Raw genomic sequence first — 19336 nt, forward strand, 5'->3', positions numbered from 1 at the left:
GGAATCTCCTTGAAGAGTGTTCTCTCCACATCAATCTCCGTGGGCCTGGCAACGGGTCTCTATGGAATTTCCTTTGGTGCTTTGGCTGCGGCAAGCGGTCTCGATCTTCTCTCGGTAATGCTCTTGAGCACGCTGATGTTTTCAGGTGCCTCGCAGTTCGCTTTCGTCGGTGTTATCGCATCTGGGGGCAGTGATCTTTCAGCCATAATCAGCTCCTGGTTGCTGGGTGTGAGGAATCACTTCTACGCGTTGCGACTTAACCCAGTGATCTCACCCAATGCTTTTTGGAAGCTGCTGGCTGCTCATCTCACCATCGATGAATCCAATGCCGTCTCTGCAGCCCAGGATGATTTGAAAAAGCAACGCGTTGGTTTCTGGGCGACGGGGCTGGCTGTATTTGTCTTTTGGAACCTGGCCACTTTGATGGGTGCACTGCTCGGAGACTTCTTGGGCTCAATTGAAACTTGGGGTCTCGACGCAGCAGCAGTAGCTGCATTCTTAGGTTTGGTTTGGAATCGCCTACGCGGAAACGAGCTCTTGGCAATCTTGGCAGTAGCAGTTGCGCTGCTGGGGTCGCTGTTTTTGCCAGCGGGAGTGCCAATTCTCCTGACTGTGGTGGTCGCACTTCTGCCGGTGGGTAAGAAATGATCTGGGCGGTTGTGGCAGCAAGTCTCGCGGTTTTTAGCTGGAAATACCTCGGATACCTGGTTCCTGAGAGGTACATAAAAGGTTGGGTCAGAGATTTTGCCTCGAGGGTGACTGTCGTAATGCTGACGGGTTTGGTTGCGGTTCAGACCTTCGCTGTTCAAGGGGGCCTGGCGATCGACGCTCGAGCTGTTTCCCTCGCACTGGCGGCTGTTCTGTTTGCGTTGAGGGTGCCCTACATCGTTGTCGTGGTAGCTGCTGCGGCAGTTGCAGCGATTCTGCGCAACTTCCTAGGGCTCTAGGTAATCCTCGCCAGGCATCCAGCTCTGGTCAGGAGTACCCCAGCCTTCGTACTTGATGGTTTTCTTGACCTCGCGAGCGTATGGCTTGAGAAGGCGATCCGCATAAAGCAGACCGTCCAAATGATCAAACTCGTGTTGGAAAATTCTTGCAAGCCAGCCTTTGGCATCAATCGAATACTGCTCACCCTGCAGGTTTGTGGCGGTTAGCTTTGCGGTCATTGCCCTCTTGAGCGGATAGCGCTCTCCGGGGATCGAGAGGCAACCCTCTGATTCGGAATCTTCGTCTGGCCAATCGGCTGAAACAGGTCCAAGTTCGAGCGTCGGGTTAATGGCTTCACCCCGATAGCGATGCTCGCCGTCGTGCCAATCAAACACAAAAATGCGAAGCCCAACACCAACCTGCGTTGCTGCCAAGCCAACCCCGGGAGCTTTCTCCATGGTCTCGTACATGTCCTCAACGAGGGTGACAATTTCGGGCGTGATTTCACGGACCTCGGCCGCTCTTTGGTGAAGAACGGGGTTACCGGTTATTACAATTCTGCGCACTGACACGCAGCAAGATTACTCAAGGTTTTCCAAGGTAGGTGGTTTAGGCTTGCCAAGCTGCACTTAGACAAGGAGAGCAGTTTGTTGATTCCCGAGTTCGCTCGCCCAATTGCGATCGGCCTAGCGGTCATGGGTGCAGTGTTTTTAGCCCTCGGTGCACAGTTCCAGAATGATGCCGTGACCGAGCATCATGCCCCCAAACAATTCAAGCTTCGGTCTCTCCATCTCAGGCAAGTTTTGGATTTGCTGAGACGTCCGAGGTGGCTCACCGGAACAACGTTTATGGCCCTGGCGATAATCGTGCAACTAGGTGCTCTAGCGTTGGCACCCCTGATTGTCGTCCAACCGATTGGAGCCATCGCCCTAATTATTACTAGCATCCTCAACGCTCGCATTTACAAGCTAAAGCTCGACCCAAAGACCTTTGGCGCAATTGCTCTAACAATGCTTGGAGTTGCCGGTTTCGTCTTGTTTGCAGCCACAAGTGCAACCCAGGTAAAGCTCGATGACGCCATGCTGTTGCAAGTTGTCGGTGTCTTGATTGTCGTCTTGGTTATTTTTGGATCACTCTTTTATTTTTCCAGGGGCAAGGTAGGGCCGCTTCACTACATCTTTGGGGCCGGCGTCCTCTATGGTTTCGTCGCTTCCTTAGCCAAGGTTGTAATTCAGAGAGTCATTCAAGCCGACATCAACTGGCTAACCCTGCTCGCCCTGGTGGCACTAGCCGCCGCAGCAATTTTGGGGGGCTGGTTCGTGCAAAATGCCTACGCGGCTGGCCCACCAGACCTTGTTATCGCAGGCCTAACGGTTATCGACCCAGTCGTTGCTGTGGGAATAGCCATCGTGATTCTGGGGGAGGCCTCGATGGCGGAACTTGGCCAGGTGCTAGGGTTCGGTGTGTCCGGATTGGTGGCCATAGCTGGGGTTTTAGTACTCTCTAAAGTCCACCCTCAACTATCCAAAAAGTTAGAGGTTTAGTTTCGCATATGAAGGTTGTGATTGCCTGCGATACCTTCGCCCCAGACATAAATGGAGCGGCTAGGTTTGCCGAGCGACTCGCTGCCGGGCTTGTAAGGCATGGCCACGAAGTCCACATAATTGCTCCAAGCTATGACGAATCCGCCGGTATGCGAATCGAGAACCACGACGGCTCAAAAATGTTTGTTCACCGGATGCGCAGTCATCGCATGCCTCAGCACAAGTCCTTGCGCTGGCCGGAACCATGGGGCCTTACCGGGAACATTCGTAAGGTACTAAAGGACGTCCAACCTCAAGCCCTTCACATCCAATCTCACCTGATTATGGGCAGATTTGCGGTTCGGGCAGCTAGGGGCACCGGGGTAAAGCTCATTGCCACCAACCACATAATGCCTGAAAATCTCGTCAAGTATTCACTCCTCCCTAAGTTCCTGCACCCTTTGGCTATGAGAATTACTTGGGCCGACGCAGGCAGGATTCTGAAGAAAATGGACGCGCTAACAACTCCAACCAGGCGAGCCGCTCAACTCTTGGAGCGCGCTGCCGGTGTTAGCAACGTGCTGGCAATTAGCTGCGGGATAGATGCTTCGCGATTTGCTAACGAGACCCCAGTGGACAACACATCAAACCAAAGGTTTCTATTCCTTGGTCGGTTGGACGATGAAAAACGCATTCACATTCTGCTTGAGGCTGTAGCTATGTTGACCGAGCACCCAAACGTCTTGGTTGAGCTGGTTGGGGACGGTGGTGAGCGTGAGAATTTGCAACGTTTGGCTAAGTCACTGGGCATTGCAGACCGAGTTATTTTCACTGGTCACATTTCTGATGCCGAACTACCCAAGGCCTACGAGCGTGCAACCGCCTTTGTCATGCCATCAATTGCTGAACTGCAGTCAATCGCAACAATGGAGGCCATGGCCTCGGGTCGTCCTGTGATCGGCGCAAACGCCATGGCGCTACCTCACCTGGTGCACGACGGCGATAACGGATACCTATTTGAGCCTGATGACCCTGCAGATCTCGCATCAAAGCTTCGACTTATTCTTGAGGCCGACTCTGAAGAGCTGCAGCGTTTGAGCGATAACAGCCTGCACCTAATCCAGTCCCACGACATTGAGAAAACTCTTCGGATTTTTGAGGGCCTGTATCTGGGAACTTCGGATGATGAAAAAACTACGGACGATAACTCCGAGGGTTACCTGCTTCCGATTGGAAGACTCAACGATGCAGTAAGTGAGCGCTTGCGGCAGTTGCGACACTCAGCTGTAGAACTTCGGCAGCGGGCCGAGGAGATTGGCCTTGAGGCCAGGGAAAAGATTGCCGAGGTCCGCGAGGATGTCATTGAGCAGTTAGAAGAGCTGAAAGATGAAGTCAAGGAGCAGATTTCCGAAGCAGCGAAACGACTCCGCAAGAAGCGCGATTAGCTAGACTTACTCAGTCGCAAGGGGCGTTAGCTCAGCCGGTTAGAGCAGCGGACTCATAATCCGTCGGTCGCGGGTTCAAGTCCCGCACGCCCCACCAAAACCTACAGCGACCCTCTGCGAGACAGATAGCAGCTGGCACATAGAGATTCATAGCTGACCTGGTCGCCGTCGATGGCTACCTGCTCCCCGTCAAAAGTGAAATCACCATTGATCAGGCGCCCGTTGAACATGGCCTTGCGGCCGCAACGGCAGATTGTTTTCAATTCCTCAAGTGAGTGACTGATCTCTAATAGACGCCTTGAGCCGGGAAAAGCTACGGTTTTGAAGTCTGTTCTGATTCCATAGGCAAGAACCGGAATGCCATCTAAAACCGCAATCTCAAGACATTGATCGACCTGCTCGGGAGTCAAAAACTGGGCTTCGTCAATTAGTAGGCACGCGATTTTCTCTCCAGTTGCCGAGTGGAAGTCATCGGCACGTTCCCTGAGCTTTTGTCGAAGGTTCTCTGCTGGTTCGACCAGGAAGTCAACCTCTCTTGTGACGCCGAGTCTCGAGACGATGTTCCGATCGCCTTTGTAGTCAACCGCTGGTTTTGCAATCAGAACGTGTTGGGAGCGCTCCTCGTAGTTGAAGGCCGCCTGCAAAAGCGAGGTTGATTTGCCGGAATTCATGGCTCCGTACCGAAAATAAAGTTTGCTCATCGACTCAAATGCTAGTTACTGAGGCAGCTGTTTGTTTGACAACTCACAGATTGGTGTTTTATCTTTTTCGAACCGGTTCAGGACGTTTGGGAAGACGGCACTGGATCGGAGGAAGAGCTGCCTACCGCACACCTGTGGGTGTTTAGCGCACCTAATGAGCAATTGGCCCAGATTGATCAAATCTTGGGGGAGTTCGGTGCGTCTGGAACGTGGAGGGTGCAGCCCCTCGAAATCTCTGGTTACCAGTTGAAAGCTGAAATTGCCTTTTCACCGCTCCAGGCTGCCGAACTAGTTTCGCTGCTAGCCCGAACGAAGTCGATCTTTGAGCTTGAATTCAACACATTGCCATCGGAGCGCTACCTGCACCATCCTGCCCTTGGTATTTGCCGCCAAGAATTAGATGAGGCTGGTGAGCAGCTAATTCGAGCAGGTGTAATTGAGAATCTTCTTATGGAGACTGCCGGAAATCTATCCGAATTTTCCCGAGGATTCAGGCGCCTAACCGGGGTGGCATGGATGGATCTAATTGAGCCTTACCGAAAGAGTGCTGAGTACCTGATCGCCCTTCCCAGGGCTGTCTAGAGGTTTCTGAAGGCCAACACGGCGTTGTGACCCCCAAAGCCAAAGCTGTTACTGATTGCGACCGCATTTGGTCTAGAGAGTTTTGTTGGGACCCTGGGAACATTAAGTTCAATTGCAGGATCTTGATTGTCCAGATTGATGGTCGGGGGAGCGAGCTGCTCTTTCAGGGCAAGGATTGTGAAGATCGCCTCAATAGCCCCGGCACCACCCAGTAGGTGGCCGGTGGCAGCCTTGGTTGCAGAAACAATAAGTTCGCCGGTGTGGTCACCGAATACCCGCTTAATCGCGGTGTACTCCGCAATGTCTCCGACCGGAGTTGAGGTTGCATGGGCGTTCACGTGCTCGACATCCGTAACCGAGGCTCCAGCCTGCGACAGGGCTGCAAGCACAGCTCTGGCTGCCCCGGAACCCTCTGGGTCTGGAGCAGTGATGTGATAGGCATCCGATGTTACGGAGCCACCGACAATTTCGCAGTAGATTTTGGCCCCGCGTGCTTGAGCTGATTCGAGTGTTTCAAGCACCAGCGCACCTGCGCCTTCGCCCATGACGAAACCATCGCGATCGGTGTCGTAGGGCCTGGAGGCCTTGGTTGGGTCTTCGTTGCGCTTGGATAGTGCGTGCATAGCTGCAAACGCAGAAATTGGTAGCGGGTGAATGGCCGCTTCAGCTCCGCCGCAAACTACGACGTCGGCTTCACCCGTTTGAATTCGGTGGAAAGCATTCGCGATCGACTCGTTGCCCGAGGCGCAGGCGCTGACTGCGGTCCTAACGCCGGCCCTTGCTCCCAGATCCATTCCGATTGCTGCCGCTGGACCATTTGGCATGAGCATTGGAACGGTCATGGGTAAAACGCGCCTGGGTCCGCGCTCCTTGAGAGTGTCGAAAGCATCCAGTAGCGTCCAAACACCGCCGATTCCGGTGGCAAAGTCAACGGCTAGTCGCTCAGGTTCAACCTCAGGTGAACCTGCGTCCTCCCATGCCTGTCGCGCAGCTATCAGAGCGAATTGGCTGGAGGGGTCTAGCCTTTTAGCCTCCTGAGGGGTGAGCACTTCGCTCGCTAGAACTTTTGCTTGGCCTGCAAAGGTCACTGGGATTTCATACTGCTGCACCCAGCTCTGGGTCAGTGTGGAAATGCCCGACTCTCCAGCTAGAAGTGCGCTCCAGGTGCTCGCGACGTCGCCACCCAGGGGAGTGGTGGCTCCCAGTCCGGTAACGACGACGCGACGCATTGGGAATTAGGCCTGAGCTGCGGTGATGAAGTTGACAGCGTCTGCCACAGTGATGAGGTTCTTTACTTCCTCGTCTGGAATCTTCACGCCAAACTTGTCCTCGGCGTTGACCACGATGGTCATCATGGAGATCGAGTCGATGTCTAGGTCATCGGTGAACGACTTTTCCATTTGTACCGCGTCAGTTGCGATACCAGTCTCGTCGTTTACGAGTTCTGCAAGTCCTGCTAGGACCTCTGCTTGTGAAAGAGCCATTTTTCTCCTTGGGTGATTTATTCGCTTTATTTTAGGGCAGTTCAACGACTTGAGCCGCGAAGGCGAGGCCCGCGCCGAAGCCGATTTCAAGTGCGTAGCCGCCGGATTTCACTTGCCCCTCGGCGAGTAGTCGGTGCATTGCAAGCGGGATTGAAGCCGCCGAAGTATTACCGGTATCGACTATGTCCCTCGCTACCACCACGTGCTCAGGAAGCTCCAGTTGCTTAGCAAACTCGTCAATTATTCGAATGTTGGCCTGGTGGGTTACCAGCGCACTTAGATCGGCAGCTTCTAACCCTGCCTCAGCTAGTGCTTGCTTTGCGACTTTAGCCATTTCCCAAACCGCCCAGCGAAAGACCGACTGTCCTTCCTGCACCAGGGTTGGCCATGCTGCTTTGCCGTCTCGGAAATCGATAAGGGATCCTGTCATTCCAACCTTGTCCCAGTTTGCCCCGTCACTGCCCCAGACGGACTTGGAGATTCCGGGATGGTCACTTGGTCCAACAACTGCGGCGCCGGCACCATCACCGAGCAAGAAGCTAATGGACCGGTCGGTTGGGTCTATAAAGTCACTGAGCTTCTCTCCACCCACGACCAGGACATACTTTGCCGCTCCACTTCGGACCAGGGCATCCGCCTGGGCAATCCCATAGCAGTAGCCGGCGCAGGCCGCGGAGATGTCGTAGGCAGCGGCCCCGTGGGCCCCAACCAGCTCTGCCAGCAGCGAAGCTCCGGAGGGGGTTGAGTAGGGGAAAGTAATGGTGGCCAGGATAACGGCATCTATTTGGGCCGGGGCTATGCCGGATTTCGCAATAGCCTCATTGGACGCTTGCAAGGCCATGTCCATCAAGCTCTGCTCTGCGCCGGCACGCTTTCTGGTAACAATCCCAGTGCGCTGACGGATCCACTCGTCTGAAGAGTTGATTGGGCCCGCGATGTCATCGTTTGTGACTGTGGTGTTACCCCTGCTTGCTCCGAGGGCATAGATTCGGGTAAACGGGACCGGCTCAGTCTGATTCAAAGTCTTCATTGTGCAATCTTCTCAAGGTCGGCCGGGGTTTTAAGCGCAACCGCTACGGTATTTGGCATTCCACGCTTAGCCAATCCGGCAAGCGCCCCAGCAGGAGGAAGCTCAACGACCTGCACACCCTCGGCATCAATGCTCGCCATGCACAGATCCCAGCGCACCGGACTAGCAACCTGGCTCACTAATAGTCGGAGAAATTCGTCCCCGGACTCCACCAACTGGCCCGAGTTATTGCTCCAAAGCTGGAGCGTTGGGTTGCCGGTTTGAATACCCTGGGCCGCATCTCTCAGTTCAGTTTCGGCAGATTGCATGAATGTTGTGTGGAAAGCTCCAGCGACCTTTAGCTCAATCGCACGTGAACGCTCTGGGGGAGCTTCCAGCAGAGCTTTGATAGCTGAGACCGGGCCGGCAACCACTATTTGGCCGGCACCGTTGTAGTTAGCAACTTGGAGTCCGAGTTGCTCGGATACAGCTTCAACAACCTCTACTTCAGCGCCTAGGATGGCAGCCATTGAGGTTTGGGTTAGCTTCGCCGCCTTGGCCATTGCATTTGCTCGCACGGCCACCAGCTCCATGGCCTGCGCATCGGTTAGCACGCCGGCGATTGCGGCAGCTGCAAACTCTCCGACCGAGTGCCCCACCACTGCATCAAAATCCTTCACGTGCAGTGCACTTCGGGCCGCTGCCAGGCTTGCTCCGACTATTAGAGGCTGGGCATTGGCCGTGTCCTTAATCTCCTCCTCACTAGCTAAAGTTCCAAGGTGCACAAGGTCACGCTTGCAGTACTCCGAGAGCACCTCTAACTGGTCCTTGAAGCCTGATATCTCGGCGATCCAAGGATTGAGGAAGCCTTCGGATTGTGAACCCTGGCCCGGACACATCAAAACTCTCATTGTCTATCTCTTCATTCCGTATTCGTTGTCGTTGATTGATCCAAGCAGCAGTGCGACCTGGAGCACGAAGGCCGTTCTGGGTTCTGTCGCGTCTGCGGAGATCTCTTCGAATATGCGTTTTAGGCGATAGCGAACAGTGTTGGCGTGCACAAACAAAGTTTTTGAGGTTTGCTCCAACGACCTGCCGCATTCGAGGTAAGTCTTGAGGGTCTCCAGCAGCTCCGGATTGCTTGCTGCCAGTGGGTAGTAGTAACGCTCAAGCAACGTGCTCCTGGCTAGCGAATCGCCAGCTAGAGCGCGCTCTGGAAGAAGTTCGTCAGCCAGTAATGGCCGAGGCTGCTTTGAACTTGCCTTTGCAACGGCATGTGCTGCCAAGGCGCTTTTTGCACTTTTTGGCGCCTCAGAAATTGTGCCGACAGCAGTGCCCAGAATCAGTGGACCTGATCCGAAGAACTCCTCGAGCTTTAGGGCAACCTCGTGGATTGCAGCTGCTGCCTCGTTGGCTCTGGTTAGAAGACCAATAACTACGACTTGCCTTCGTCCCTGAATACCAATCAGGACATCGCATCCGGCCTTCCTGGAGACTTTTCGCAACCCATCAGGATCGGGACTGGCCTGAGCGCTTCCTAGAAGAACTGCTACCTGGCCATCTGAGCGCCAGCCGAGGGCTGCCACTCGTGAGCTAATCTCTTGGCTGGTTTCACCCGAGATAATGCTGTCAACGACCAGAGCCTCAAGCCTGGCATCCCAGAGGCCCCTTGCCTCGGCAGCCCGGGCATAAACGTCGGCTGCGCTGAACGCTATGTCTCGGGAGTAGCGCAAGACGGCCTCGGTCAGATCTGGATGCTCATTGACCACCCGCTCCTCAACCATTTGCACCACAACCTGAATCAGCTGCAGGGTTTCTTGGAGTGAGATTGAGCGCAGCAACTCTCGGGGGGCGTTTCCAAACACATCGGCGGCGACCCAGGGTTGGCTATTTGGGTCCTGATACCACTGAACGAAGCTTGTGATACCGGCTTGGGCGACAGATCCGATGGCCGCCCGCCGTGCCGGTGGCATGGCACGATACCAAGGCAGCGTTTCATCAAGGCGACCAAGAGTCGCTGTTGCTAACTCGCCGGCAATCGACTGCAGCCAGGCGAGGTGCTTAGGCGTCTCCACCGGCCGATCCGCTGGTTCCAGCGTTCACATCGTGAAGGCGGTATTTGTCAATTGCCTGCTGCGGAACAGAAGGGGCGATCTTCTCCTTTTCGACGAGCTGCTCAAGCACACGTACCGCGATTGATGGACCGTCAATCTTGAAGTGGCGTCTGGCTGCTGGGCGAGTGTCCGAGAAGCCGAAACCGTCAGCACCAAGGGTTGCATAGCTGCCTGGCACCCATGGCCTGATCATGTCTGGGACCGCATGCATGAAGTCTGAAACTCCTAGCTTTGGACCCTTGGAATCTGCTAGCCGCTGAGTCACGTAGGACATCGGGGCGACCTCGTTCGGGTACAGGAACTTCTTCTCGTCGCAAACAAGTCCATCGCGGCGCAGCTCTCCCCAGCTGGTGACCGACCAGACGTCTGCCGATACGCCCCACTCAATAAGCAACTGCTGAGCCTCCAACGCCCAAGGAACCGACACTCCGGAGGCAAGGATTTGCGCCTTGTGTCCATCTGCCGGGTTTTTGGAGATTAGGTGCATGCCTCGAAGGATGCCTTCGACGTCCACATTTTCAGGCTCTGCAGGCTGAAGCATAGGCTCGTTGTAGACGGTCAGGTAGTACATGACGTTGGGGTCCGGGTGGTTTCCGCCGTACATGCGCTCCAGGCCAGCCTTGGTGATGTGCGCAATTTCGTAGCCGTAGGCCGGGTCATAGGCGACAACCGCCGCGTTTGTGCTCGCGATAACGAGAGAGTGCCCGTCGGCGTGCTGAAGCCCCTCACCGGTAAGGGTTGTCCTACCGGCGGTGGCACCAATCATGAACCCTCTAGCCATTTGGTCCCCGGCTAGCCAGACCTGGTCTGCGGTGCGCTGGAAGCCAAACATCGAGTAGAAGACGTAAATTGGAATGATTGGCTGGCCGTGCGTGGCGTAGCTGGTTCCGGAAGCGGTGAAGGCAGCCATTGAACCGGCCTCGTTGATTCCGGTGTGGAGGATCTGACCGTTGTTGGCCTCCTTGTAGCTCAGAAGTAGGTCTCGGTCGACCGACATGTACTTCTGACCGTTCGGGTTGTAAATCTTTGCAGTTGGGAAGAATGCATCCATTCCGAAGGTGCGAGCCTCATCCGGGATGATCATCTGGATTCGCTCACCGGTGCCATCGGCTTTGAGAAGGTCCTTGAGCATTCTCACGAAGGCCATTGTGGTCGCTACTTCTTGGTTGCCGCTTCCTGCTCTTGGAACGGCGTATGCCTTTTCCTCTGGGAGTGCAAAGCTCACAAAGTTGGTGCGGCGCTCAGGAAGGTAACCACCCAGCTCGCGGCGACGCTCGTGCATGTACTGCAGCTCTGGTGAGTCCTCACTCGGCTTGAAGTAAGGGGGCTGGTAAGGATCGGCTTCCAGCTGGGCGTCAGAAATCGGCACCCGCATGGCATCCCTGAAGTCCTTGAGGTTCTCCAAGGTCATTTTCTTCATCTGATGGGTTGCGTTGCGACCCTCGAAGCTCTTTCCCAAACCGTAACCCTTGATGGTTTTGGCAATGATGACAGTGGGCTGACCCTTGTGGTTTACCGCTGCCTGGTAGGCGGCGAAGATCTTGTTGTAGTCGTGGCCACCGCGCTTTAGATCCCAAATGGCGTCATCGGTCATGCCCTCAACCAGCTTCAGGGTCCTTGGGTCACGAGCAAAGAAGTTCTCGCGGACGAAGGCTCCAGACTCGGTCTTGTAGGTTTGGTAATCGCCATCCGGGGTCCGGTTCATTAGGTTGACGAGCGCGCCATCGTGGTCATTCGCCAGAAGGGCGTCCCATTCACGGCCCCAGATCACCTTGATTACGTTCCAACCTGCACCGCGGAAGAAGCTCTCGAGCTCTTGGATGATCTTTCCATTGCCGCGCACTGGTCCATCCAATCGCTGCAAGTTTGCATTCACGACGAAGGTTAGGTTGTCGAGGCCCTCGTTTGCCGCCAACTGAAGTGCGCCGCGGCTCTCAACCTCATCCAACTCACCATCACCCAGGAAGGCCCAAACGTGCTGAGCCGAGGTGTCCTTGAACCCACGCCCCTGCAGGTAGCGATTGAACTGCGCCTGGTAAATGGCGTTTATCGGACCAAGGCCCATCGACACCGTCGGGAATTGCCAGAAGTCCGGCATCAACCTGGGGTGCGGGTAGCTCGGTAACCCTCTTCCCGGCTTTGGACGTGACTTTTCCTGGCGGAAGTTATCCATTTCATCCGCAGAAATGCGACCTTCTAGAAATGCGCGGGCGTAGGGTCCGGGAGATGCGTGCCCCTGAACAAAAATTTGGTCAGCACCCGCTGGGTGATCGTGACCGTTGAAGAAGTGGTTAAAGCCAACCTCGTAGAGCGAGGCGCTCGAGGCGAAGGAAGAAATGTGTCCACCCACGGCGATGCCAGGCCGCTGTGCCCGGTGCACCATAACCGCAGCATTCCAGCGCATCCAGGCGCGGTAGGTGCGCTCGATAGCTTCATCGCCCGGGAATTTGGGTTCGTCCTCTGGGCTGATGGTGTTGATGTAATCCGTGGTGGGCACCAGTGGAACGTTGAGTTGAAGTTCGTGGGAGCGTCGAAGCAGAGACTGCATGATCTCGCGGGCACGGCCGCGACCATGCTTGGCGGCAACTGCATCGAGTGACTCAAGCCACTCAGCAGTTTCCTGGGGGTCGAGGTCTGCGGTGACGGGGGCGAATGGATCCTGGTCGTTAAACGACATGAAAGCCTCTTTTCGTGGCTGCTTTACCGATTGAGCTCTTTGTAGGAGCCCTACAAGTCTAGGAGGTTTGGGAACAATCAATTTGCAAGGTAGGTTGGTTTTCAAGACTTATTCCAAAGGAGAACCAATGCTGACCATCGGAGACTTCGCTCCCGACTTCACCCTTTCCAACCAGCACGGCGAGGATGTGAGCCTCAGTCAGTTTCAGGGAATTAAGCCAGTCGTCTTGGTCTTTTATCCGCTCTCCTTCAGTGGTATTTGCACTGGTGAGCTTTGTGAGCTGAGGGATAACTTTGATTTGCTCCAGCGTGATGGTGTGGAACTCTTGGCAGTAAGTGTCGACTCAAAGTTTGTGCAGGCCAAATTTGCAGAGCACGAGGGTTATAAGTTTTCCGTTCTGGCAGATTTTTGGCCTCACGGACAGGTTGCCAAGGACTACGGAGTCTTCATCGAAGAGCGAGGCATCGCGACTCGAGCAACCTTCGTGATCGACACCCAGGGAAAAATTATCGCCAAATTCGAGACTGCTCCGGGTCAACCAAGATCGCTTGACGATTACAAAAAAGCTCTTGAATTGATTTAGCAGAGAATTTTCCACTAAGATTCTCGGCGGGCCTTTAGCTCAGTTGGTAGAGCGCCACGCTTACACCGTGGATGTCATCGGTTCGAGCCCGGTAGGGCCCACTCGACCCCCCCTGTTAGGCAGACTATGGTGGAATTCGAGCCACCCAAGCCAAAGGCGCTTGGTGAGTCTGAATTACATCGCGTCATCGCCAGCCTCGGCACCAGCGCAGAGGCTTTGGAAAAAGCCCAGCAAATAATCGCAAACCAGGCCATGCTCAGACAGCGCGACGCCGATGCGCTGGCAACTTGGATAAAGTCCATGCAGCAGGATGGCTCGGCAGCAGCTCAAGCGGCACTTCGAAAAATAGTCCTCGATACTGTGCCTGTTGAGCTTCCAAAGCCGCTCCCGGATCTTGCGTCGGCACCCTTGTCCACTAACTTCCAGGAGGCGCTGTTCACCTCGGAGTTGTCGCTTATCAAACGGCGTGAGCTATCACAGCGCGCTCAGCTGCTCAGAAACGTCATTCCATCGCTTGCCAGCTGGATTATGGTCGGTTTGGTCAATTGCATAATCGCTGTGTGGCTAAAGCTCAATGACCTTGAGGCGCTCATAAGTTTTGCCATTGGAGTTACAGCGGCTGGCTTGATACTGCTGGTTCTAAAGACCCACACCCTGCACCCGCTGACGAGATCTGCGGCTGTCTTTGGAGGATGGGGAGTCTACTTAGGAGCCGCTCTTGCTATTGCCCTGAGCACTCTGATCGTCCTGGAAGGAACGGAGGCGACGTCAGATTTTGTGCCAATTGAGGAGTTCCTGGGTTATGACAATCGAGTTTTAGGCATGGCTGCAATCGCTCTGATGGTAGCCCAGCTGGTTGGTCGTGAGATTCAATTCTGGGTGCTGGCTGCGGGCGGGATTGGAGTGCTTGTTTTCGGCGCTCAGGAAAACGGCGGATTTTCACCAATCTCAGTCGGCTCCCTGGTCTCTCAGGGCAGTTGGGATTTACTACAGTTCGACCAAGTGATCTGGGGTTCTCTTGCCGTCGCATTCAGTACGGTGACATTATTTGCCTTTTCAATGCCGCATGTCCAAACTCGTGCCTGGTCATTTTCACTTCAGATTCCACTGGGTATTGGCGTAAGTGTGCTCGCTCTCACTATCCAAGGCGTTGAGTGGGTAACTCTCTTAACCTTGGGACTGATGATGCTGAGTGCCTCCTTTTCTGGACGCGACCTCGCGGCTGGCTGGCTTGGCCGACTCGCGGGGCTTGCCTTCCTCATTCCCGTGGTCTTGATGCCGCTTCGGGACTTCGTTGCCGGGCCAGCTGTTTCGTTGGTGATTGTGCTGGTCACCTTGTTATTCGGTGATCAGCTAGTTCGAAGGTCGGCTCTGCATATTCCCTCTCTGGACACCAGCTACGGCTTTTACGGCGCCTTTCACTGGCCGACCTGGCTGGCGCTAGCCATTTCAATTCCTTTAGGCACAGAGGCCGTCCAAAGACTTCTTGTTCCAAACTCCGAATTTAGTGAAACTGAGCTCGCGCTCATCTTTGGTTTGGTTGTCGGGATCGTTTTTGCCCTAATTCGCATCCCCTTCATTAGAGCCCAAGATACCGAGATCAAAAATGTCGAGTTTCGCAACTTGAACCTCGATAATCTGCTTGGCTTGTAGCTATGTTGCTGTCTGACCTTTTGAATCACTTTGAATTAATCTGGCCCTCATCAGCTGCCGAAGCATGGGACAGGCCAGGTTTAATGCTCGGTGCGCCCGGGAATTCGGTCTCCAGAGTTCTGCTAACAGTTGACGTGACCTCCGAGGTCATTGCCGAAGCGGCCGACTTAGGTTGTCAGTTGATCGTCTCGCACCACCCGATGTATCTGAGGGGAGTAACTGAACTGGGGGAGTCAAGACTCAAAGGTCAGCTCACCGCTGCGGCAATCAGGTCAAATCTGGCAGTATTTTCGGCCCACACCAACGCTGACTTTCAGCCGCATGGGGTTACTAACACGCTGGCTCGAGCTTTAGGCCTGGGAAAACTGCGCCCGATGAATGAGTTTGGTCACGGAGCTATAGGCGAGCTCGAATCCCCAGAGTCACTTCTTGAATTTGCTCGGCGGGTTTCCAGGGCGCTGCCTCCTGTTGCCCAGGGGGTGAAGGTAAGTGGTGACCCCGGTAAAGAGATAAATACGGTCGCGGTTTTAGCTGGCGCGGGCGATAGCTACCTTGATTCAGTGCAACTTTCGGGGGCTGACGTTTATGTGACCAGTGATCTAAGGCACCATCCGGCTCAGGATTTCACGGAGCAATCTAAACTTACGAGCGGACCGGCGCTAATTGACATCTCCCACTGGGCGGCTGAATGGCTCTGGTTGGATGTTGCCAGCGGGCAGTTGTCCGAGGCCTTCCCGGAATTAGAGGTAATCGTGAGTGAATTGAAGACTGACCCCTGGACCTTTGTGGTGATGCAGTGAAGGTAAGTGCCCATGCTCTGCAAATCCTGGCGGAAATCCAAGACCTCGTTCTCGCTAACCGCCGCCTTGAGCACGATGCCAAGGCACTTGCCTCAGGGGGAGAGTTAGAACGGGCGCGCGAAAGCTTGCTAAATAACTCCCAGGAGCTCTCGGCCAAGCGCTCTGCGCTGGAGGAGATTCAGCGTGACATTGCCCGACTTGAGCAAGATCTAGCGCTTGTTGAGAAGCGGGCCGCTACCGACCGGGAACGCTTGCTGAAAACCGCCGTGTCGCGAGATGTTGCCGGATTGCAACACGAACTCGAGACCTTGGACAAGCGAAGAAATGAGCTTGAGGAAGTTGAACTGAACCTTCTTGAGCGTCGGGATGAGTTATCCAACCAGCTCTCAGAGCTGGAAGCGCTCAACGAAGAGCTGGAGGCTTCGCTTGCGAGGACCAAGCTTGACGTTCAAGGTCGATTAGCCGAGCTCAAGAATGTGCACGCTGAGCAAACTAATCAGCTGAAGTCGCAGCGAAACTTAGTGCCCGAAGACCTGCTTCAGCTGTTTGACCAGAAACTGGCCCGGGGTGTGGCCATCGGCAAACTCCAGAAGAACTCCTGCGGGGCATGCAACATGTCAATCACTGCGACATCTCTGGCAGCGCTTCACGCCGTCCCGTCCGATGAGCTTGCCACCTGCCCAGACTGCACGGCAATCCTGATTCGATGAGACTCACTCTTTTTGCTGACGGCGCCTCAAGGGGTAACCCCGGCCCCGCCTCCTACGGGGCAGTGGTTGTGTCTGAATCCGGCCAGATTCTCGCCGAACTGGGAGAGCAATTAGGGGTACGAACCAACAACTACGCCGAGTACCAGGCCGTAATTGCTGGACTGCGACACATTCAAGACAACTTTCCGGGAGCGGAAGTAGCTGTTCGGATGGACTCCAAGCTCGTGATCGAGCAGCTTTCGGGACGCTGGCAGATCAAGCACCCTGAACTACGAGAGCTTGCCAGCGAGGCCTTCCGGGTCATAAGAGCCCTAAAGGTTGACCTGCAATGGATTCCTCGTGAGGAGAACCACCTTGCCGACGCTGCAGCCAATCGAGCTTTGGACGAGGGTGATTTCGGAAACTCCCAAGAGTTGAAGCTATCTGCCATTCAACCAAAGAGCATCCGTGCCCCGCGACAGAGTGAGGAACCGACTGTGCTGGTTGTTATCCGCCACGGTCACACCGCACACACCGAGGCAAATCTAATCAGCGGGAGCGATGGTTCTGATCCAAGCCTCAGCGAGGCTGGCTTTGCCGAGGCAGAAGCCGCCTCAGTCGCCTCCGAGCGTCTGCTGAAGCGTTTCGGGCTCCCTCCCATAACTTCTGTCTACCACTCGCCGATGCTGCGGACCACTCAGACTGCATCAGCGCTAGCGAATCGTGTTGGCGTAGAACTCAAACCAGATGCTCGATTGCGGGAAATTGGTTTTGGCGAGTGGGAGGGACGTTCGATGGCGGAGATGGAAATCTCACAGGCTCACGAGATCTCCTCCTGGCGGGGTTCAATGGCAACAAAGCCCCCGGGGGGAGAATCGGTTTCTGATCTAGAGTCGAGAGTTATACCCGTGATGCAGGAGGCCATTCGAAATCACGCTGGGGAGAGCGTTGCCATCGTTGCTCACATGATGCCGTCCAGGGCAATCGCTCGGCGGCTTATGGGGGCAAGTGATTCGATGAGTTGGACCATGCAGTTTCAACCCGCATCAATAAGCATTTTTAGATGCTTCGGAGAAAATTTGGTCGAGGTATTCACGCTCAACTCTTGCGAACATCTTCCAGCTAACTAGGCTTGGTTCGGTAGAGGGTCAACCAGACGGCCGCGACAGATGTCGAGGAACGTCCGGGCTCCACAGAGCGCGATGGTGGGTAACGCCCACCCGAGGAAACTCGAGAGACAGTGCAACAGAAAGTAAACCGCCCGCAAGGGTAAGGGTGAAACGGTGGTGTAAGAGACCACCAGCAGATCAGGTGACTGGTCTGGCTATGTAAACCTCATCGGGAGCAAGACCAAGCAGAAGGTGCTACAGCTGCTCGCTTAGCCTTCGGGTAGGTCGCTAGAGCCTGCGGGTAACTGCAGGCCGAGATAGATGGCCGTCAGTGCTTCGGCACTACAGAACCCGGCGTATCGGTTGACCCTCTACTAATTTGTCCCAGAAGCGTATGCCAGCGCTGCCGCTCCAATAATCCCTGCAGAATTTTTGGTTGTCGCCGGAACGATTGGGGTCTTGAGGTTCAGCAAGGGGAGAAACTTCTCATGTTGTTTTGAGATGCCGCCACCAACTATGAACAGATCCGGTACAAGAAGCCTCTCAAGAGCCGAGTAATACTTCTGAAGTCGCTCGGCCCAGCTTTCAAAACTCAGGTTCTCGCGCTCCATGGCGCTGTAGGCCGCTTTGGTTTCATAGTCGACACCTTCTATTTCAAGGTGACCGAGTTCGGCGTTGGGAATCAGGACTCCGTTGTAAAACAGAGCGGTGCCAATCCCAGTACCCAGGGTGGTCATGATGGTGAGACCGTGTGAGTTTTGTCCTGCTCCAAACTTGATTTCTGCTACACCGGCGGCGTCCGCGTCATTGATCACATGAGCGTGGCGTCCGAGATTGGTTTCAAATAGTTCGTCCGCATTCAGCCCAATCCAGCGCTTAGAAACATTGGCTGCTGACTGGGTGAAGCCATGCTTCACAACGGCCGGGAAGCAAACTCCAACCGGGAAGTTTCTGACGTTGACCCCCAGGTCCTCGAGGATTCCTTGGCACGCTTTGGCAATGTCCTCGGGTTCACCGCCCTCAGGGGTGGCAATGCGGATTCGCTCGGAGAGCAGCGCCCCTCGCTTGATATCAACCAGGGCCGCTTTGATGCCGGTCCCGCCAACATCGATGCCGATCGCTTTTTTGGCCAACTACGCCTCCGTTAGAATCTCTGGACCATCTTCGGTAATCAAGATGGTGTGTTCGAATTGTGCGGTGTGCTTCTTGTCCTTGGTTGTCACGGTCCAGCCGTCCTGCCACATGTCCCAATCAGCTGTGCCCAGGGTAATCATGGGTTCAACCGTGAATACCATGCCCGGTTCGATGATGGTGTCGTATTCGGGGTCATCGGTGTGCGGGATTATCAGTCCGGTATGAAAACTAGGTCCGACCCCGTGGCCCGTAAACTCTTTGACCACCCCGTAACCGAAGCGCTTTGCGTAGCTCTCGATGGCTCTACCGATGATGTTTACCTGACGCCCGGGTAGGGCGGCTCTGATTCCCCTGAGCATCGCTTCCCTGGTTCTTTCAACAAGCAGCTCTAGCTCCTGCGATGCGGAGCCAATCAACACTGTGCCGTTGGTGTCGCCGTGGACCCCGTCAAAAAAGGCTGAAATGTCTATGTTTAGAAGGTCTCCGTCTTGCAAAACGGTATCGTCTGGGATTCCGTGGCAGATGACTTCATTGAGTGAGGAGCACAACGACTTTGGGAATCCTCGGTAGCCCAAAGTTGAAGGGTAGGCACCCTGACTGACTAAAAATTCATGCCCGATCACATCTAGCTGATCCGTTGTTATGCCGGGCTTTGCAGCCGCGAGAACTACGCTCAGAGCCTGGGCTGCAATTTTCGAAGCTCGGCGTATCCTCACAATCGTTTCTTCGTCATACCGATCGCCGCCTTCATGTGGCTTTGGTCCGGGGCGACCTACATACTCGGGGCGAACAATCTCCGTCGGCACCTGTCTCATCGGGCTTAGCTTTCCGGGCGTGAGCGCTCCAGATGAGTCTTTAGGCATGAGGGTAAGTCTATTTTTGAATAAGGGTTCACTAGAGTCATTC

Annotated in this window: 20 protein-coding genes, 2 tRNA genes and 1 other RNA gene; 13 read left to right on the plus strand and 10 right to left on the minus strand. The window is 54.9% G+C overall.

The genetic code is table 11. The features are described 5' to 3' along the window. The first annotated feature begins 9 nt into the window (after positions 1–9). Together HRU87_RS03105 and HRU87_RS03110 are read left to right on the plus strand one after the other, a co-directional pair. Positions 10–648 (plus strand): AzlC family ABC transporter permease, encoded by a 639-nt coding sequence (locus HRU87_RS03105; RefSeq protein ID WP_173493487.1) that lies wholly within the window; start codon positions 10–12, stop codon positions 646–648. Further along, complete coding sequence (locus tag HRU87_RS03110; RefSeq protein WP_173493488.1) at positions 645–947, plus strand: AzlD domain-containing protein; 303 nt, start codon at positions 645–647, stop codon at positions 945–947. Before HRU87_RS03105 ends, HRU87_RS03110 begins: the two co-directional genes overlap by 4 nt. Here the strand turns inward: HRU87_RS03110 and def are convergent. Then, positions 936–1499 carry a peptide deformylase gene (gene def / locus HRU87_RS03115; RefSeq protein ID WP_173493489.1) on the minus strand — a complete coding sequence of 188 codons (564 nt, stop codon included), beginning with the start codon at positions 1497–1499 and terminating at the stop codon, positions 936–938. The two genes, HRU87_RS03110 and def, sit on opposite strands and share 12 nt — an antisense overlap. Positions 1500–1574: 75 nt before the next feature. Between def and HRU87_RS03120 the strand changes: the two genes are divergently transcribed. From HRU87_RS03120 to HRU87_RS03130, 3 genes are all read left to right on the plus strand, one after another. Continuing rightward, on the plus strand, positions 1575–2471 hold the full coding sequence (locus HRU87_RS03120) for a DMT family transporter (RefSeq protein ID WP_173493490.1): 897 nt from the start codon (positions 1575–1577) through the stop codon (positions 2469–2471). 8 nt (positions 2472–2479) lie between these two features. Then, positions 2480–3895, plus strand: coding sequence for a glycosyltransferase (locus HRU87_RS03125; RefSeq protein ID WP_173493491.1), 1416 nt, complete (start codon positions 2480–2482; stop codon positions 3893–3895). 20 nt (positions 3896–3915) lie between these two features. Beyond that, positions 3916–3992, plus strand: a tRNA-Ile gene (locus HRU87_RS03130). A 4-nt stretch (positions 3993–3996) separates the two neighbouring features. On the opposite strand, the gene HRU87_RS03135 is transcribed toward HRU87_RS03130, so the two are convergent. Further along, positions 3997–4596, minus strand: a complete 600-nt coding sequence (locus HRU87_RS03135) for a thymidine kinase (RefSeq protein ID WP_173493492.1) — start codon at positions 4594–4596, stop codon at positions 3997–3999. Positions 4597–4734: 138 nt separating this feature from the next. Here HRU87_RS03135 and HRU87_RS03140 point away from each other — a divergent pair, with 138 nt between their 5' ends. Beyond that, positions 4735–5178, plus strand: a complete 444-nt coding sequence (locus HRU87_RS03140; RefSeq protein ID WP_246247347.1) for a DUF3145 family protein — start codon at positions 4735–4737, stop codon at positions 5176–5178. On the opposite strand, the gene fabF is transcribed toward HRU87_RS03140, so the two are convergent. The 6 genes from fabF to aceE are packed head-to-tail and all read right to left on the minus strand — an operon-like array spanning position 5175 to position 12462. Continuing rightward, entirely contained in the window at positions 5175–6407 is a 1233-nt protein-coding gene (gene fabF / locus HRU87_RS03145) for a beta-ketoacyl-ACP synthase II (protein ID WP_173493494.1), read from the minus strand. The genes HRU87_RS03140 and fabF overlap by 4 nt on opposite strands. Positions 6408–6413: 6 nt before the next feature. Beyond that, positions 6414–6662 (minus strand): acyl carrier protein, encoded by a 249-nt coding sequence (locus tag HRU87_RS03150; protein WP_173493495.1) that lies wholly within the window; start codon positions 6660–6662, stop codon positions 6414–6416. 31 nt (positions 6663–6693) lie between these two features. Further along, positions 6694–7692 carry a beta-ketoacyl-ACP synthase III gene (locus tag HRU87_RS03155; protein ID WP_173493496.1) on the minus strand — a complete coding sequence of 333 codons (999 nt, stop codon included), beginning with the start codon at positions 7690–7692 and terminating at the stop codon, positions 6694–6696. Beyond that, positions 7689–8582, minus strand: coding sequence for an ACP S-malonyltransferase (locus HRU87_RS03160; protein WP_173493497.1), 894 nt, complete (start codon positions 8580–8582; stop codon positions 7689–7691). Before HRU87_RS03160 ends, HRU87_RS03155 begins: the two co-directional genes overlap by 4 nt. A 3-nt stretch (positions 8583–8585) precedes the next feature. Next, the gene (locus HRU87_RS03165; protein WP_425483686.1) at positions 8586–9767 is read right to left on the minus strand and encodes a PucR family transcriptional regulator; all 1182 of its coding nucleotides are present in this window, start codon (positions 9765–9767) and stop codon (positions 8586–8588) included. Further along, positions 9733–12462 (minus strand): pyruvate dehydrogenase (acetyl-transferring), homodimeric type, encoded by a 2730-nt coding sequence (gene aceE, locus HRU87_RS03170; protein ID WP_173493498.1) that lies wholly within the window; start codon positions 12460–12462, stop codon positions 9733–9735. Before aceE ends, HRU87_RS03165 begins: the two co-directional genes overlap by 35 nt. A 127-nt stretch (positions 12463–12589) precedes the next feature. On the opposite strand from aceE, the gene HRU87_RS03175 reads away from it, so the two are divergent. The 7 genes from HRU87_RS03175 (at position 12590) to rnpB (ending at position 17671) form a co-directional block, all read left to right on the plus strand. Continuing rightward, a complete protein-coding gene (locus HRU87_RS03175; protein ID WP_173493499.1) occupies positions 12590–13045 on the plus strand; it encodes a peroxiredoxin in 456 nt (151 codons plus the stop codon). A gap of 28 nt (positions 13046–13073) precedes the next feature. Then, positions 13074–13146 (plus strand) — tRNA-Val (locus tag HRU87_RS03180). A gap of 25 nt (positions 13147–13171) precedes the next feature. Next, positions 13172–14698: a hypothetical protein gene (locus tag HRU87_RS03185; protein ID WP_173493500.1), complete on the plus strand. Its 1527-nt coding sequence runs from the start codon at positions 13172–13174 to the stop codon at positions 14696–14698. A 2-nt stretch (positions 14699–14700) separates the two neighbouring features. Further along, positions 14701–15498 carry a Nif3-like dinuclear metal center hexameric protein gene (locus HRU87_RS03190; protein ID WP_173493501.1) on the plus strand — a complete coding sequence of 266 codons (798 nt, stop codon included), beginning with the start codon at positions 14701–14703 and terminating at the stop codon, positions 15496–15498. Continuing rightward, on the plus strand, positions 15495–16208 hold the full coding sequence (locus HRU87_RS03195) for a zinc ribbon domain-containing protein (protein ID WP_173493502.1): 714 nt from the start codon (positions 15495–15497) through the stop codon (positions 16206–16208). The genes HRU87_RS03190 and HRU87_RS03195 overlap by 4 nt, the downstream gene beginning before the upstream one ends. Further along, entirely contained in the window at positions 16205–17317 is a 1113-nt protein-coding gene (locus tag HRU87_RS03200) for a histidine phosphatase family protein (protein ID WP_173493503.1), read from the plus strand. Before HRU87_RS03195 ends, HRU87_RS03200 begins: the two co-directional genes overlap by 4 nt. A gap of 14 nt (positions 17318–17331) precedes the next feature. Next, positions 17332–17671, plus strand: an RNA gene (rnpB, locus tag HRU87_RS03205) — RNase P RNA component class A. Here rnpB and ppgK read toward each other — a convergent pair. Both ppgK and map read right to left on the minus strand, forming a co-directional pair. Then, positions 17671–18429 (minus strand): polyphosphate--glucose phosphotransferase, encoded by a 759-nt coding sequence (gene ppgK, locus HRU87_RS03210; RefSeq protein WP_173493504.1) that lies wholly within the window; start codon positions 18427–18429, stop codon positions 17671–17673. The genes rnpB and ppgK overlap by 1 nt on opposite strands. After that, positions 18430–19293 (minus strand): type I methionyl aminopeptidase, encoded by an 864-nt coding sequence (gene map, locus HRU87_RS03215; RefSeq protein WP_173493505.1) that lies wholly within the window; start codon positions 19291–19293, stop codon positions 18430–18432. Between the last annotated feature and the right edge of the window lie 43 nt (positions 19294–19336).

The sequence above is a fragment of the Aquiluna borgnonia genome, assembly GCF_013283855.1.
GTDB classification, from domain to species: domain Bacteria; phylum Actinomycetota; class Actinomycetes; order Actinomycetales; family Microbacteriaceae; genus Aquiluna; species Aquiluna borgnonia.

What these genes read in the sequence shown, in the direction of transcription:
- HRU87_RS03135 (WP_173493492.1), bottom strand. Translation starts at nt 4,596, where the DNA reads ATGAGCAAACTTTATTTTCGGTACGGAGCCATGAATTCCGGCAAATCA.
- fabF (WP_173493494.1), bottom strand. Translation starts at nt 6,407, where the DNA reads ATGCGTCGCGTCGTCGTTACCGGACTGGGAGCCACCACTCCCCTGGGT.
- HRU87_RS03175 (WP_173493499.1), top strand. Translation starts at nt 12,590, where the DNA reads ATGCTGACCATCGGAGACTTCGCTCCCGACTTCACCCTTTCCAACCAG.
- HRU87_RS03155 (WP_173493496.1), bottom strand. Translation starts at nt 7,692, where the DNA reads ATGAAGACTTTGAATCAGACTGAGCCGGTCCCGTTTACCCGAATCTAT.
- aceE (WP_173493498.1), bottom strand. Translation starts at nt 12,462, where the DNA reads ATGTCGTTTAACGACCAGGATCCATTCGCCCCCGTCACCGCAGACCTC.
- map (WP_173493505.1), bottom strand. Translation starts at nt 19,293, where the DNA reads ATGCCTAAAGACTCATCTGGAGCGCTCACGCCCGGAAAGCTAAGCCCG.
- HRU87_RS03190 (WP_173493501.1), top strand. Translation starts at nt 14,701, where the DNA reads ATGTTGCTGTCTGACCTTTTGAATCACTTTGAATTAATCTGGCCCTCA.
- HRU87_RS03185 (WP_173493500.1), top strand. Translation starts at nt 13,172, where the DNA reads ATGGTGGAATTCGAGCCACCCAAGCCAAAGGCGCTTGGTGAGTCTGAA.
- HRU87_RS03110 (WP_173493488.1), top strand. Translation starts at nt 645, where the DNA reads ATGATCTGGGCGGTTGTGGCAGCAAGTCTCGCGGTTTTTAGCTGGAAA.
- HRU87_RS03125 (WP_173493491.1), top strand. Translation starts at nt 2,480, where the DNA reads ATGAAGGTTGTGATTGCCTGCGATACCTTCGCCCCAGACATAAATGGA.
- HRU87_RS03150 (WP_173493495.1), bottom strand. Translation starts at nt 6,662, where the DNA reads ATGGCTCTTTCACAAGCAGAGGTCCTAGCAGGACTTGCAGAACTCGTA.
- HRU87_RS03200 (WP_173493503.1), top strand. Translation starts at nt 16,205, where the DNA reads ATGAGACTCACTCTTTTTGCTGACGGCGCCTCAAGGGGTAACCCCGGC.
- HRU87_RS03160 (WP_173493497.1), bottom strand. Translation starts at nt 8,582, where the DNA reads ATGAGAGTTTTGATGTGTCCGGGCCAGGGTTCACAATCCGAAGGCTTC.